Source organism: Mesorhizobium sp. M0195 (assembly GCF_040322115.1).
Taxonomy (GTDB): domain Bacteria; phylum Pseudomonadota; class Alphaproteobacteria; order Rhizobiales; family Rhizobiaceae; genus Mesorhizobium.
Map to the genome: position 1 here is coordinate 405438 of NZ_JAMYSV010000002.1, position 13345 is coordinate 418782.

The window sequence follows — 13345 nt, forward strand, 5'->3', positions numbered from 1 at the left end:
AAGCCGCAGATGTGAATCAAATGGCCAGGAATCTCTCGGTCAGTCGAGCCCAGAGCGCTGCGCCGACGGTCAGATTGCCGTCGTTGAAATCGTATTTCGGGCTGTGCAGGATGGCTGAATCCTCGCCGTTTCCGAGGCGCAGGAAGCAACCGGGTTTGTGTTCGAGGAAATAAGAAAAATCTTCGCTGCCGGGGATCAACGGGCAGACGGACACCTTGTCCTGACCGACGAGCTCGACAGCGACGTCTGTCGCGAAGGACGTCTCGCCCTCGGAATTGATCACCACCGGGTAGCCGCGCTCGTAATCGATCTCGACCGTTGCGCCATGCGCCTGCGCCACAAGTGCTGCGATATTGCGAATTCGCTGCTCGAGCGTGTCGCGGATCTCGGCCGAGAAAGAGCGGACGCTCAGCGCGATCTCGGCGTGTTCCGGGATGACGTTGGAGGCCGTGCCGCCGTGAATGGTGCCGACGGTAACGACAGCCGTCTCGATGGGGTTGACGTTGCGCGACACCACCGTCTGCAGGGTCATGACGATGTTGGCGGCAGCGACGATCGGGTCGACCGTCAGGTGCGGACGCGAGGCGTGGCCGCCACGCCCGGTTATCTTGATCGTGACGGTATCGCTCGCCGCCATCAGCGGCCCGGCGCGCATCAGGAACGAACCCGTCGGCGCGCCCGGATGGTTATGCAGCCCGAATATCGCATCGCAGGGAAAGCGCTCGAACAGGCCGTCGGCGATCATCGCCTGCGCCCCGCTTCCCTTGCCGGCTTCCTCGGCCGGCTGGAAGATGAGGTTCACCGTGCCGTTAAAATGCCGCGTGCGCGCCAGGTATTCGGCGGCGCCGAGCAGCATCGTGGTGTGGCCGTCATGGCCGCAGGCGTGCATCTTGCCGCTGGCCTGGCTGGCATAAGGGAGATTGGTCGCTTCGGTAATCGGTAAGGCGTCCATGTCGGCGCGGATGGCGATGCTGCGGCCGCTGCCCTGGCGCAAGCGGCCGACGACGCCGAGCCCGCCGACATTGCGCGTCACCTCGTAGCCCCAGCCTTCGAGCCGTTCGGCAACGTATGCAGCGGTTTCGTGCTCCTGGAATGAAAGCTCGGGATGGGCGTGCAGGTGCTGGCGGGCCGCTGCAAGCTCCGCGGCCTTGTCGGCGAAGTCGGAAATGTCGGCGAACTGGTTGGAGGTCTTTGGCATCGAAGGTCCTTTGCCGGCCGAGCACGTAATCGTGCCGGCTTTGCTGTCAGATGAAACGGCTTAAAAAGGCCCGCGTGCGCGGGTGCCTGGGTTTAGCGAGAACCTCGTCCGGAGGCCCGGCCTCGATCACATTACCGTCGTCCATGAACACCACCCGATCCGCCGCTTCGCGGGCGAAGCCGATCTCATGCGTGACCACGATCATGGTCAAGCCCTGCCTGGCGAGATCGCGCATGGTGGCGAGCACCTCGCCGACCAGTTCCGGATCGAGCGCCGACGTCGGCTCGTCGAAGAGCATCAATTTCGGGCGGATGGCGAGCGCGCGGGCGATGGCGACCCGCTGCTGCTGGCCGCCTGAAAGCTGGCGCGGATAGGCGTCGATCTTGTCGGCCAGACCGACACGGGTCAGCAGTTCGCGGGCGTAGCCGATCGCCTCCTTGCGGTTCTCCCGGTGAACGCCAACCGGAGCCTCGATGACGTTCTGCAGGGTCGTCATGTGTGGATAGAGGTTGAACTGCTGGAACACCATGCCGATCTTGCGCCGCTGCGCCGCGATCGCCCGGTCGGAGAGTTTGTCGAGCCGGCCGTTGTGCAGCCGGTAGCCGATCTGCTCGCCGTCCACCTCAATCGACCCTTGATCGATCGCCTCCAGATGATTGATGCACCGCAGGAAGGTTGATTTGCCGGAGCCGGACGGTCCGAGAATGACCACCACCTCGCCAGGCGCGACATCCAGGTCGATGCCCTTCAGCACCTCGAGCGGGCCGAACGCCTTGTGAACGTTGCGTGCCCTGACCAGGGGCGTGTCATGCGCGCTCATTGGCGGCCTCCAGTGTGGCGGTCGCCGTCTTCTCACGGGCGCCGCGGTCGCCGCGGCTGTAGTGACGTTCGATCGCGCCTTGCGCGACATTGAGGATCGAGGTGATCAGCAGGTACCACAGCACTGCAACCATCAGCAGCGGAATGATTTCGAAGGTGCGGTTGTAGATCGACTGCACCGAGTAGAGCAGGTCGGCCATGGCGATGACGCTGACCAGCGACGTCGCCTTGATCATGCTGATCAGCTGATTGCCGGTCGGCGGGACGATCGATCGCATCGCCTGCGGGATGATGATGCGCCGCAAGGCCCGCGCGCGGGTCATGCCGAAGGCTTCAGCCGTTTCGGCCTGTCCCTTGTCCACCGACAGCAGCCCGCCACGAATGATCTCGGCCATGTAGGCGGCCTCGTTCAGCGCCAGACCAAGAACGGCGGCCGTCAAAGGCGTGATCAGGTCGTTGGTGTTCCAGCTGGCGAAGCCAATGGAAATGCGCGGAAACAGCGTCGAAAGGTTGTACCACAGGATCAATTGCACCAGCAGCGGCGTTCCGCGGAAGAACCAGATGAACAGGCCGGAGAGGAAGGATGCCAGCCTGTCCTTCGACATCCGCGCGATGGCGAGCAGCAGGCCGAGCACGATGCCCAGGATCATCGCCACGACCGTCAGGCCGAGCGTTACGGAAAGCCCCTGCATGACCGTCGGATCGAAGAAATACTGGGCGACCACCGGCCAGCCGAAATTCGGGTTGACCGCGACGATATAGGCGAAACCGGCGGCGACGGCGACGGTGAATGCCCAGAGCGCCAGCCGGACGAGCGGGAATGGCCGGTGGGCTCGTTTGACGTCGCGCAGCGCGTCGTCGGGACGTCGCGGCAGCCCGGCCGCGTAGGCAGCGGTCGCGTCGGTCATGGCAGCCTCTACTGGCCCTGGTTGATGCCGGGCGCGTCGATCATGTTCTTCTCGAGGCCCCACTTCTTCATCACCGCGGCGTAGGTGCCGTTCTTCATCAGGATCTTGAAGGCGTCGAGCAGCACGCCGCCCAGCGGCGAACCCTTCTTGACGACGGCGCCTTGGTAGATGTCCTTGAAGCCGTTGGCCTGGCCGACCCCGGCGAGTTCCAGCTGGCCCTTCGCCTGCTCGACGAAATAGGTCAGCGGCGCCTGCGAGGAGAAGAATGCGTCGGAGCGCTTCGACCGGACGGCCAGTATCGAGCTTGGCTGGTCGGTGAAGGATTGCACCTCGACGGCCGGCTTGCCGCCCTCGGTGCATTTCTGCGCCTGTTGCTTGATGACCTTTTCGGCCGAGCCACCCGACATCACGGCAATGCGCTTGCCGCACGCGGTGTCGAGCGAGGTGATGCCTTGCGGGTTGCCCTTCTCGACGGCGAAGACGACGTATTCGCGCACCCAATCGATGAAGTCGTTGGACTTCTGGCGGTCGGGATAGTCGCCGACAGGCCCCATCGCGAACTGATAGCGGCCGGCGTTGATGCCGCTCAGCAAAGCCGGCAGGCCGGCGACCGAGGCATGGTCGACCTCGACGCCGAGCAGCTGGCCTATAGCGTCCGAAATGTCCTTGGTCGCCCCTGTCAGTTCGGTGCCAGTGACGATCTCATAGGGCGGGAACGAGCCGTTGTTGACAGCCGTGATCTTTCCCGCCGTGCGGATCTCTTCCGGCAGCAGGGCGCGCAAGTCTTCGTTCACCGATTGCTTTTGGACGTCCTGGGCAAAGCTGGCCTGCGCCAGCATGGCGACGAGCGAGGCGAATATGAAGCTGATTGTCCTCATGGCATTCTCCTTCGTGTTCTTCGTTGCGTTGTCAGGCTGCGGTGGCCCGCGACCTGGCCTCGAAAGGAAACAAGGCTTCGGCGGAAATCGGTTCCGTCAGAATGCCCTGGGCATGGAGCTCGGTGACGAAATCCTCGATCATGCGCCGGTTGGCAGGCAGGCCGCTGGCGTTCCAGGAGGCAGGCAGGTCGCGCCCCGCATGAAGCAGCTCCTCGAGGACCCACGGCGAGGTGTCGGCATATTTTCGGCGCTTTGCCGTCCAGACGCGCTGGCTTTCGTCGATCAGCCTGGCGAGTTCCTGCGGCAGCCAGGGATGTTCCCTGGCCATTGCAGCCTTGACGGCGACCAGATGCATGCCCGGCACATAACCGACGTCGGCGAAATAGGCGCGTTCGGCCGCGCGAAAATCGCGCAGCACTTGCCGGAAGCCGGAAGCCGGGCCGAAAAAGCCGTCCGGCATGAAGGGCGTGAAAACGGCGTCGAGCTCGCCTTGCGCCAGCAGCTCCATCATCGGGCGCTCGCCCGGTGCTGCTTCGATGCGCCCCGGCCTGCCGAATCCGTCGAGGCGGTCGGCGATCGGGTGCTCGGATGTCAACCGGCCGGCAAACCAATACGCATCCTCGATGCCGACGCCCTCCCGGCGAAGCGCCCCGCGCGTCCACGTGTTGCCGGAATCGCGCCAGCCGGTGACGCCGATGCGTTTGCCGGCAAGGTCGGAAAGCTGCTCCAGCGGACTGGCCTCGACCGTGATGATACAGCGATGGCGAAAGCCGCGCATAATGAAACACGGTAGTCCAACCACCGTATCGACGCCCGAAGCCATGGCCGACACATAACGGCTGAACGAGACCTCCGCCGCATCGTAGTTCGGATCGGTACCGAGGTCCGGAATGAGCGTGGCGACGCGATCAACCTTCACCGACAAGCGGCTCGAAGTGACGTCACCCAGCACCAAAGGGGTGAGATAGTCCCAATCGCGGGTGGCTACAGTGATGGAAACGGGCATCGGCATGAACTTCAACGCTATGTTTGACCGGCGATTGGTAAATGTTTAATTTTGGCCGATCAAATGTTATTATGTTATTGAACATTAGCTTTAATGGTCGCGGGTGCCGATGGATTTCGATGCAGGATGGTTCGCTGAACGCCTTGGCGACCGCACGATGCGCGGCATCGCGCGCGAGACCAGTGCGCTGATCAGAAGCGGCGCGCTGCCGGTCGGCGCGAAACTTCCGCCGGTGCGCGATCTGGCCTATGTGCTCGGCGTCAGCCCGGCGACGGTCTCGCAGGCGTGGAGCGAGTTGCGGCGCTACAAGATCATCGGCGGCCGCGGACGCAACGGCACCTGGATCATGGGCAACCGCTTTGCCGCGCGGCCCGAGCGCCACATGAGCGGCGGCAATTACGGACAGGATGTTCTGAACCTGGCGATCGCGGAGCCCGATGTGAGGCTCTTGCCGCCGCTCGACATCGCGCTGGCGCATGGTGCGCGCGCCGAAAAGCTCAACAGTTACGAGCGGGTGCGTATCCTGCCCGAGCTGGAGGCCGCAGTGCGCCCGTCATGGCCGTACGATCCCGGTGCGTTCCTGGCCACCAATGGCGGTTACAACGCCATCTACACCTTGCTGCATGCGCTGGTCCCGCCGGGAGCGCCGGTGGCCATCGAGAACCCGACGGCGCTTCGCCTGCTCGACATCCTCGAAGATCTCGACGTACCGATCATTCCGGTAGATTGCGACGGTGAGGGCCCCCTGCCGGACGCGCTCGCCAGCGCACTGCGGCAGCGACCGGTGGCGTTCCTGTTCCAGCCGCGCGTCCATTCGGTGACCGGCGCCTGCATGTCGCCGGCGCGGCTGGAAGTCATCGGCGACCTGCTCGCCGGTACCGACGTGCTGATTGTCGAAGATGACGGCGTTGGCGATATTGCCTCGGCGCCGCGCATTTCGCTGGGTCGGCGTTTTCCCGATCGCGTCGTCCATATCCTGTCCTATTCCAAGACCCACGGCCCGGACCTGCGGCTCGCCGTCCTGTCCGGATCGGCGACGATCGTCGAGCAGATCCAGTCCTACCGCAGCTTCAGCTCGGGATGGACCAGCCGCATCCTGCAGGCGGCCACCGCCTGGCTGCTGCAAGACCCGGCCACGGCCGCCCTGGTGGAGCGGGCGAAGCAGGTCTACCGCCGCCGCCGCGAACGGCTCGCCTGCGAACTGGCCAAACGCAATGTCGATATCGACGCCGGGCACGGTCTCAGCGTCCTCATTCCGGTTGCTTCGGAACCTTACGCGATGGTCACGCTGGCCGCCCACGGCATCGCGGTCCATGCCGGAGCGAAGTTTTCGACGGGAAAAACGAACGCTGTCCGCGTCGCGACCAGCATTCTGGACGAGGAGCACCTCGAGCACGTCGCAAATTCCCTGGCGCTGGCAGCCGACCCGGCGCGGGAAGTTGTCTGAGGCAAGGCAATCACTGCTACTCCGCCGCCACGCCCTTCACCTCGAGATAGCTCTCCATCGAATCGTCCATCGCCTGCAGCCACGGCGTATGGTGCAGCGGCGCCATCGTGCCGGTCATCAGCGAGCGGTAGGCATGGTCGCGGAAGCCCATAATGTCTTCCGCCTTGTGGTGCTCCCACTCCATGAAGGTCCGATTGACGGCCTCGACGTCGAAGCCCGGATAGTCGGTCTGCTCCATCAGCTCTCGGGTGTAGTCGCCCTGGAACCAGATCATCTGCTCGGCGTCTTCCAGCGTCTCCTCGCGTGCCCGCCATTTCCGGCCGTGCTCCGCCATCGCTTCGGCCGACGGCAGCTTGATGCGACCCATGATGACGTCGCGGGCGAACCAGGCCTGCGCGTCGAACATGTTGAAGGTGTAGAACTGGTCCTGCATGCCGATATAGAAAAGCTTCGGGTTCTTCTCCCAGACGACGCCCTCGTAGAGCCCGTCCGGCCACATGCGGTTGGCGGTCTTCAGCTTCAAATCCTCGGTGAGGAACGGGAAGGAATGGAGATAGCCGGTGCACAGGATGATGGCGTCGACGTCTTTGGTGCTGCCATCCTTGAAATGCGCGGTCTTGCCGACGACCTTCTGCAGCAGCGGCACTTCCTTCCAGTTCTCCGGCCATTTGAAGCCCATCGGCTTCGAGCGGTAGCTCGAGGTTATCGATTTGGCGCCGTATTTGTAGCATTGCGAGCCGATGTCCTCGGCCGAATAGGAGCGGCCGATGATCAAGATATCCTTGCCCTTGAATTCCATCGCGTCGCGGAAATCGTGGCTGTGCAGGATGCGACCATTGAAAGTCGAGAAGCCCTCGAAATAGGGAACGTTGGGCACGGAAAAATGCCCCGAGGCGACGACGACATTGTCGAACTCTTCCGAATAGGTGACGTCGTTGGTGCGGTCATGCGCGGTGACGGTGAATTTTTTCGTCGTGTCGGAGAAGGTGACCATCCGCACCGGGCTGTTGAAGCGCACCCATTGGCGCACGCCGGATTTTTCGACGCGGCCCTTGATGTAGTCCCACAGCACGGCACGCGGCGGGTAGGAGCCGATCGGCCGGCCGAAATGCTCCTCGAACGTGTAGTCGGCGAATTCGAGGCATTCCTTCGGGCCGTTCGACCAGAGGTAACGGTACATCGAGCCATGCACCGGGTCGCCGTGCTCGTCGAGGCCGGTGCGCCAGGTGTAATTCCACAGACCGCCCCAGTCGGACTGCTTTTCGAAGCAGACGATCTCGGGAATATCGGCGCCCTTGTCGGCGGCCGACTTGAAGGCCCGGAGTTGGGCCATGCCGGACGGCCCGGCTCCAATGACGGCAACACGATCTTTCATTGCGGGCCTCCCGATCTCATTTCTCTAACGAAACAAATTTCACTGACAGGACAGTAATTGCCCCTTCGATGCTGTCAACAGGGCTTGTCGCGAAACCGCGCTTCGCCGAGTTGGATTTCTAAACGACGTGGAAGCTCGGGCGAAATCCGGTCATTGCGCAATTCGGCTTGCCGTGAGAGTTGCGCTTCTGTATCGGCACCGAATATGTTCACCGTGAGTGAAATGAATCGGCAAGGTCCGGGGTGGCGAAATGGCGAAAAGAGCGTCCAATCTGAAGCAAGATGCCGGCGCCGCGGCGGGCAAAGCCAAACCCGCCGCGATCGAGCCGCGCAAGATACGCGTGCCGCTCACCCAGAACCCGCACGCCATTCGCGACACCCGCGAAAAAGTGCTTGAGGTCGCGATCGGCCGCGAGGTGCGGGCATTCCGCAAAAAGCTCGGCATCACCGTCGCCGATCTGGCTGCCGCCACCGACATTTCGCTCGGCATGCTGTCGAAGATCGAGAACGGCATCACCTCGCCATCGCTGACCACGTTGCAGGCGCTGTCGCGGGCGCTCGGCGTTCCCGTCACCGCCTTCTTCCGCCGTTTCGAGGAGGAGCGCAGTGCCGTCTTCGTCAAGGCCGGCGAAGGCCTCGACGTCGAACGCCGCGGCACGCGCGCCGGCCACCAGTACAATTTGCTCGGCCATATCGGCTCCAACACCAGCGGCGTCGTCGTCGAACCCTATCTGATCACGCTGACCGAGGATTCCGACGTGTTCCCGACCTTCCAGCATGAAGGCATGGAATTCCTCTATATGCTCGAAGGCGAAGTGGTTTACCGGCATGGCAGCAATCTCTACCCGATGAAGCCCGGCGACAGCCTGTTCTTCGACGCCGATGCGCCGCACGGACCGGAAGTGCTGAGCGTTCTGCCGATGCGCTATCTGTCGATCATCTGCTACCCGCAGAGCGCGGGGTGAGTTGGCCAATCTCCCCCCTCGTGGGGGAGATTAGCAGCTTCGCGGGTAGCTTTACTCCGGCCCGAAGCCCGGCGATGTCGGGCTGCCATCATCCAATTTCGACAGCCATTCGACCAGCGTCGGCCGATAACGCGTCAGGCCCTTGTAATTGGCGAGTTCGTCTGGCAGGTCGCGGATGACGCGGTGCAGGCGGCGTGCCCATTTCGGCTGCGTCACCAGTTCGTCCATCTTGATGAGGTAACAGCGGATAGGGAAGACGATCGCGTTCGAGCGGGGCAGCCGCCAGAAACTCTGCAGCTCGACGCGCAGATGCACTTTTTCGCCGACGTTTTCCGGCGTCACCGTGGCGCGGTCCGGACCCCATTTGTGGTAATTTTCCGGGCTGGTGTCGAGGCGCGGATTGATGGTCATCGTCCAGTTCAGACGGCGCGCCGGCTTACCCTGCTGGATGTTGGTGAGGAATTTCAGCGCCCGGACGAAGATCCCCTTCTCATGCGCCAGCGGCACCGGCGCGTGCCATTCGAAGAAGTTCATGCCGATGTCGAAATCGAGCGACCAGTCGGCCTGGGTGGTGACCATGCCGGCATCCATCCACAGATTGCCGTCGCGCTGGTCGAGAATGCAGAAATCGCCCTGGCTCTGGCGGGTGATATATTCCATCGGCCCATAGGGCAGCGTCGAGACGTCGCCGAAGGTGAAGCTGTCGTCGATGCCGAGCGGCCGGTTGATCCAGCGCCAGCGATCGCCGTCGCGGATCAGCGTGAAATGCTCGGGATAGCCCAGCGCCTGCTGCTCCATCAGGAGTTCGAGCAGGTCCCAGCCGGCCAGTGTCATATGTGGCAGCGACTGGCAGCGCAGCGGATCCTCGGCCAGCACCAGTGCGCGGTCCTGCATCTCGGCGACATAGTGCTCGTCGACGTCGATCAGGTTTTCGAGCACGCTCCCCTTCGGCCCCAGAACATGCGGCTCGATATTGACCGCATACATGTAGCTGTCTTCGTGGAAGGGGAAGGGAAACCGCCTGATGTGTTCGGGGCTGTTCCTGAAGGTGAAGTCGTCGCGGAATGTTTCCTTGCGAAAGGTGATTCCCAAGCTCGCCTCCTATCTTTCCAGGACCAACGACCTGCCCTCGAAGCGCGAAACGCAGGGCATGATCTTCTTGCAGGATCGATGCTCTTCCTCGCTCAGCCAGTGATCGTTGTGGATGAATTTGCCGTCATGCGCGATGACGTTGGTTTCGCACTGGCCGCAGACGCCGCCGCGGCAGAGATAGGGCGGATCGACGCCGGCGGCCTCGATCGCCTCGAGCAGGCTCTGCTGCTCATCGACGCGGATCGTCTTGCCGCTGAGGGCCAGCGTCACGTCGAACGGCGCGCCGGGCTGGGGTGCAGCGAAATGCTCGAAATGCACGGTCTCTGGCGGCCAGCCGAGGGCAGCGGCGCGTTCGCGCACCCAGCCGATCATGCCGGACGGGCCCGCAGACATAGAGATGGGTGCCGAGCGGCTGCGACGACAACAGCCGGTCGAGATCGACGCGCTCGTCGCGGTCGTCGTGATAGAGCCTGACCCGGCGGTCGTAGCGCTCTCTCAGCAGGTCGGCATAGGTGCCGAGCGAGGCGGTGCGGCAGGTGTAATGCAATTCGAAATTGCCGCCTTGCGCCGCCAGCTGCGCGGTCTGCGCCATAAACGGGGTGATGCCGATGCCACCGGCCAGCATCAGATGCTTCCTGGCCCGAAGATCGAGCGAGAACAGATTGACGGGGTAGCTGACCACCATCTCCCTGCCCGGCCTGACCTGCCTGTGCATGAACAGCGAGCCGCCGCGGCCGGCGTCGTCGCGGCGCACCGAGATGGTGTATTCGCGGGTGTCGAGCGGCGAGCCCATCAGCGAATAGGGATTGAGCCTGGTGCGTTCGCCATCGCGCATCTCGACGACGACATGGGCGCCGCCGGAAAAGGTCGGAAAAAGCTGGCCGTCGCGCCTGCGGAAATGAAAGCGCGTCACCAACTCGTTGATCGGGACGACATCGCTGACGACGACATCGAGTCTGGTGGTGCCGGTGCTCATCGAAAGACCTCCTCGATCGGAGGAATTTCGCTGCGGTCCTCGGCGTTGATGCAGACGCCCTGGAAGGCGGCGAGGCGCCGCGAATAGTGGTCGCGCACCAGAAGCAGCAGGCCGCAATGCGAACAGGTTGCCGGCTGCGTCGTCACGTTCTCGGTGATGCCCTTGCAATGGACGCACTGCATGCGGCGCGCCAGCGAGCCGCGATGCTCGGTCTGGATCGAGGTGTGGTCGATGCCGGCTTCGAGCGCCGCCTGCATGGCCTGGCCGATCAGCCCTTCGGTGCCGGCAAGGTAGAGCCTGAGGCCCATATGGGCGTTGGCCAGCGTCTGCTTCAGCCGCGGCAGGGCACTGGCGAAGGAATGGCCGAGGTAGAGCTGCGCCGGCTTCAGTGCTTCGAGCGCCTCGGCATATTTACCGTCGCGGCCGGGAATGAAGATGATGTGGGCGCCGCCGAAGAAATCCGCCGGTGCCTTGGCGGCCAGATCGGCAATCGCCAGCGCTCCCTCTGCGTCCGCTACGAAAAGATGGTGCTTGCCGGGCTGCGGAGACAGGATCCCATAGACCGGGCGGCTGATGATGCTTTTCGCTGCCATACCCGCAGTATGCCTCAGCCTTTCGCCGTGCGCTTGGTCTTCTTCGGATCGTCGAACGGAAGCGGCTCGGCGGTTGCGCTGATGGCGCCGCTCTTGTTGCGGATCTCGAGCCTGGTGCCCTGGACCGCGCAGTCGACGTCGAGCCGGGCGATGCCCATCGATTTCCTGGCCAGCGGCGAATACATGGCGCAGGTCACCACGCCGACCTTCTTGCCGTCGCGATAGACCGGTGCGCCCTCGTCGGCCGGCTCCCTGCCTTCGAGCAGCACGCCGAATATCTTGAAGCGCTCCTTGCCCTTGAGGCGGTAGTGCTCCTCGGCACCGCGAAAGCCCGTCTTGCCGGGGCTGACGGTGAAGTCGAGACCAAGCTCCCACAGCGTGTCGCCGGGCCCCTCATTCTCGAACGGATATTTCTGCGAATTATCGTAGGGGTAAAACAACAGGTAGCTCTCGACGCGCAGCATGTCGAGCGTGGTGAAGCGGCACGGGATGATGCCGGCGCTCTTGCCCTCATCGAGAATCCTGTCCCAGATCGTGCCGGCGTCCTGGCCACGGCAGAAGATCTCGTAGCCGCGCTCGCCGGTGTAGCCGGTGCGCGAGATCATCACCGGAAAGCCGAACAACTGCGTCTGCACGTGGTGGAAATAGTTGAGGTCGCGAATGCCGGGCACATGCTTTGCCAGATAATCCACGGCTAGCGGCCCCTGCAGCGAAAGGTCGTGCAGATTGTCGTCGAAGCGCAGCGACACGTCGCGACCGACGGAAGCGCGCTGCAGCTCTTCATGGCCGGTGCCCGAGCCATGCACGACCATCCAGGAATTCGGGCCGGTGCGGTAGAGGATGCAGTCGTCGGTGAACTTGCCGGCCTCGTTGAGCATGCAGGCATAGGCCGACTTGCCGGGATAGATCTTTTCGACGTCGCGCGTCGTCGCCAGGTCGATCAGGTGCGAGGCGTGCGGCCCGGTGATGTGGATCTTCTTCAAGCCGGACACGTCCATCAGGCCGGCCTTGGTGCGGATGGCGATATACTCTTCGTCGGCGTCCTTGTCGTAGGTCCAGGCGGTGCCCATGCCGCTCCAGTCCTCGAGCTTCGAGCCGAGCGCGCGATGGCGGTCCGCAAGCGCCGAAAATCTCCAGGATGCCGTCATCCGCTTGTCCTCCGTTTCGAAAAACGTTTGCTTTCCCCTGCTCCTGCACAGCGGCGGGAGCGTTGCCCGAATATTGATCGCAAACGCCGGGAGCCTGCAATACCCGCAAGCAAATAATTTCATTGTCAGGCAAAATTCGGCGGATCAAACAAACGGTTAACGTTGCGTAAAATCGTCTTGACAATTGCGGAATTCGGCTTGAATTTATGAAAAAAATTTCACTCTCTTGAAAGAGAGCGATGGAGGGGAACCGATGTCCGACATGCAGCAGCGCATTGAAGCCCTGTACCGTTCCGACCTTCGTGGATCGGTGCTCCTGATCGTCTGCCTATGGGCGACGATCCTTTTCGTCCTGTTCATGACATGGCCATACATCCCCGATGCCGGCATCAAGCTCGTCGTCGCGGTCGCCGCGGCCGCCGTGCTGATCTTCAACACGGCCGCCATCCTGGCGATGGTCGATCACTACAAGGAAGACAAGGACTTCATCTACGGCCTCGACATCAAGAATGCCGACGCCTACCGCAACCGCAAGTCCTGAGGGGGAGACGCATGGCCCGCTATACACCGCCCGAACAGAGCAAGGCCGGACAGGTTTTCGATATCGCCGTCGTCGTGGTCGCGATTTTCGTCGCGCTGTGGCTGCCGCTGAAACTAGGCCTGGCAGGGGCGGCAAAATCCATCGACGCGCTCGACGCCAAGACGTGGGAAGCGCTCGGCCAGAACCCGACCATGGCCTCGATCTGGGAAAAGCTCGGCTACACGCCGGAAACCGCGCACGACATCATCCAGAACCGGTTCCACTACATCATCGACTGGCCGACGCTGATCATCATGGCCGCGGTGCTGATTGGCTATTTCATCTTTCTGTTCCGCGCATCTGACCGCGAATACCGCGACGTCATCGACGAAAAGTTCGGCGACAAATAGATAGGAAGCAT

The 13345-nt window shown here is 62.9% G+C and carries 13 protein-coding genes and 1 pseudogene; 4 read left to right on the plus strand and 10 right to left on the minus strand.

Annotated features, from left to right (window positions below):
* Positions 1-16: 16 nt before the first annotated feature.
* From NKJ12_RS06780 to NKJ12_RS06800, 5 genes are all read right to left on the minus strand, one after another.
* Entirely contained in the window at positions 17-1198 is a 1182-nt protein-coding gene (locus NKJ12_RS06780) for a M20 aminoacylase family protein (RefSeq protein WP_352701713.1), read from the minus strand.
* Between the two features lie 46 nt (positions 1199-1244).
* On the minus strand, positions 1245-2018 hold the full coding sequence (locus NKJ12_RS06785; protein ID WP_352701716.1) for an amino acid ABC transporter ATP-binding protein: 774 nt from the start codon (positions 2016-2018) through the stop codon (positions 1245-1247).
* Positions 2005-2925 (minus strand): amino acid ABC transporter permease, encoded by a 921-nt coding sequence (locus NKJ12_RS06790; RefSeq protein ID WP_352701718.1) that lies wholly within the window; start codon positions 2923-2925, stop codon positions 2005-2007. The genes NKJ12_RS06785 and NKJ12_RS06790 overlap by 14 nt, the downstream gene beginning before the upstream one ends.
* 8 nt (positions 2926-2933) lie before the next feature.
* A complete protein-coding gene (locus NKJ12_RS06795) occupies positions 2934-3764 on the minus strand; it encodes an ABC transporter substrate-binding protein (protein ID WP_502905702.1) in 831 nt (276 codons plus the stop codon).
* A gap of 70 nt (positions 3765-3834) precedes the next feature.
* Complete coding sequence (locus NKJ12_RS06800) at positions 3835-4809, minus strand: substrate-binding domain-containing protein (RefSeq protein WP_352701722.1); 975 nt, start codon at positions 4807-4809, stop codon at positions 3835-3837.
* A gap of 109 nt (positions 4810-4918) precedes the next feature.
* Here NKJ12_RS06800 and NKJ12_RS06805 point away from each other — a divergent pair, with 109 nt between their 5' ends.
* The gene (locus NKJ12_RS06805; protein ID WP_352701725.1) at positions 4919-6256 is read left to right on the plus strand and encodes an aminotransferase-like domain-containing protein; all 1338 of its coding nucleotides are present in this window, start codon (positions 4919-4921) and stop codon (positions 6254-6256) included.
* Positions 6257-6272: 16 nt separating this feature from the next.
* Here NKJ12_RS06805 and NKJ12_RS06810 read toward each other — a convergent pair whose 3' ends face one another.
* Positions 6273-7631, minus strand: a complete 1359-nt coding sequence (locus NKJ12_RS06810) for a trimethylamine monooxygenase (protein WP_352701727.1) — start codon at positions 7629-7631, stop codon at positions 6273-6275.
* A 250-nt stretch (positions 7632-7881) separates the two neighbouring features.
* On the opposite strand from NKJ12_RS06810, the gene NKJ12_RS06815 reads away from it, so the two are divergent.
* Positions 7882-8595, plus strand: coding sequence for a helix-turn-helix domain-containing protein (locus tag NKJ12_RS06815; protein WP_352645392.1), 714 nt, complete (start codon positions 7882-7884; stop codon positions 8593-8595).
* Positions 8596-8646: 51 nt separating this feature from the next.
* Here NKJ12_RS06815 and NKJ12_RS06820 read toward each other — a convergent pair whose 3' ends face one another.
* The 4 genes and pseudogenes from NKJ12_RS06820 to NKJ12_RS06835 all read right to left on the minus strand — a co-directional run bounded on the left by NKJ12_RS06820 (position 8647) and on the right by NKJ12_RS06835 (position 12404).
* Positions 8647-9687 carry a heme-dependent oxidative N-demethylase family protein gene (locus NKJ12_RS06820; protein ID WP_352701729.1) on the minus strand — a complete coding sequence of 347 codons (1041 nt, stop codon included), beginning with the start codon at positions 9685-9687 and terminating at the stop codon, positions 8647-8649.
* A gap of 9 nt (positions 9688-9696) precedes the next feature.
* Positions 9697-10663 (minus strand): annotated as a pseudogene (locus NKJ12_RS06825) (PDR/VanB family oxidoreductase).
* Positions 10660-11256 (minus strand): dimethylamine monooxygenase subunit DmmA family protein, encoded by a 597-nt coding sequence (locus NKJ12_RS06830; RefSeq protein ID WP_352701731.1) that lies wholly within the window; start codon positions 11254-11256, stop codon positions 10660-10662. Before NKJ12_RS06830 ends, NKJ12_RS06825 begins: the two are co-directional and overlap by 4 nt.
* A gap of 14 nt (positions 11257-11270) precedes the next feature.
* Positions 11271-12404 (minus strand): aminomethyl transferase family protein, encoded by a 1134-nt coding sequence (locus NKJ12_RS06835; protein WP_352688724.1) that lies wholly within the window; start codon positions 12402-12404, stop codon positions 11271-11273.
* A 253-nt stretch (positions 12405-12657) separates the two neighbouring features.
* Here NKJ12_RS06835 and NKJ12_RS06840 point away from each other — a divergent pair, with 253 nt between their 5' ends.
* Both NKJ12_RS06840 and NKJ12_RS06845 read left to right on the plus strand, forming a co-directional pair.
* Complete coding sequence (locus NKJ12_RS06840; protein ID WP_352701733.1) at positions 12658-12945, plus strand: hypothetical protein; 288 nt, start codon at positions 12658-12660, stop codon at positions 12943-12945.
* Positions 12946-12956: 11 nt separating this feature from the next.
* Complete coding sequence (locus NKJ12_RS06845) at positions 12957-13334, plus strand: hypothetical protein (RefSeq protein WP_023673992.1); 378 nt, start codon at positions 12957-12959, stop codon at positions 13332-13334.
* Positions 13335-13345: the final 11 nt, after the last annotated feature.

Coding starts and splice junctions, on each gene's coding strand:
- NKJ12_RS06845 (WP_023673992.1), top strand. CDS start 12,957: ATGGCCCGCTATACACCGCCCGAACAGAGCAAGGCCGGACAGGTTTTC.
- NKJ12_RS06795 (WP_502905702.1), bottom strand. CDS start 3,764: ATGCTGGCGCAGGCCAGCTTTGCCCAGGACGTCCAAAAGCAATCGGTG.
- NKJ12_RS06805 (WP_352701725.1), top strand. CDS start 4,919: ATGGATTTCGATGCAGGATGGTTCGCTGAACGCCTTGGCGACCGCACG.
- NKJ12_RS06830 (WP_352701731.1), bottom strand. CDS start 11,256: ATGGCAGCGAAAAGCATCATCAGCCGCCCGGTCTATGGGATCCTGTCT.
- NKJ12_RS06780 (WP_352701713.1), bottom strand. CDS start 1,198: ATGCCAAAGACCTCCAACCAGTTCGCCGACATTTCCGACTTCGCCGAC.
- NKJ12_RS06800 (WP_352701722.1), bottom strand. CDS start 4,809: ATGCCCGTTTCCATCACTGTAGCCACCCGCGATTGGGACTATCTCACC.
- NKJ12_RS06810 (WP_352701727.1), bottom strand. CDS start 7,631: ATGAAAGATCGTGTTGCCGTCATTGGAGCCGGGCCGTCCGGCATGGCC.
- NKJ12_RS06840 (WP_352701733.1), top strand. CDS start 12,658: ATGTCCGACATGCAGCAGCGCATTGAAGCCCTGTACCGTTCCGACCTT.
- NKJ12_RS06790 (WP_352701718.1), bottom strand. CDS start 2,925: ATGACCGACGCGACCGCTGCCTACGCGGCCGGGCTGCCGCGACGTCCC.
- NKJ12_RS06835 (WP_352688724.1), bottom strand. CDS start 12,404: ATGACGGCATCCTGGAGATTTTCGGCGCTTGCGGACCGCCATCGCGCG.
- NKJ12_RS06815 (WP_352645392.1), top strand. CDS start 7,882: ATGGCGAAAAGAGCGTCCAATCTGAAGCAAGATGCCGGCGCCGCGGCG.
- NKJ12_RS06785 (WP_352701716.1), bottom strand. CDS start 2,018: ATGAGCGCGCATGACACGCCCCTGGTCAGGGCACGCAACGTTCACAAG.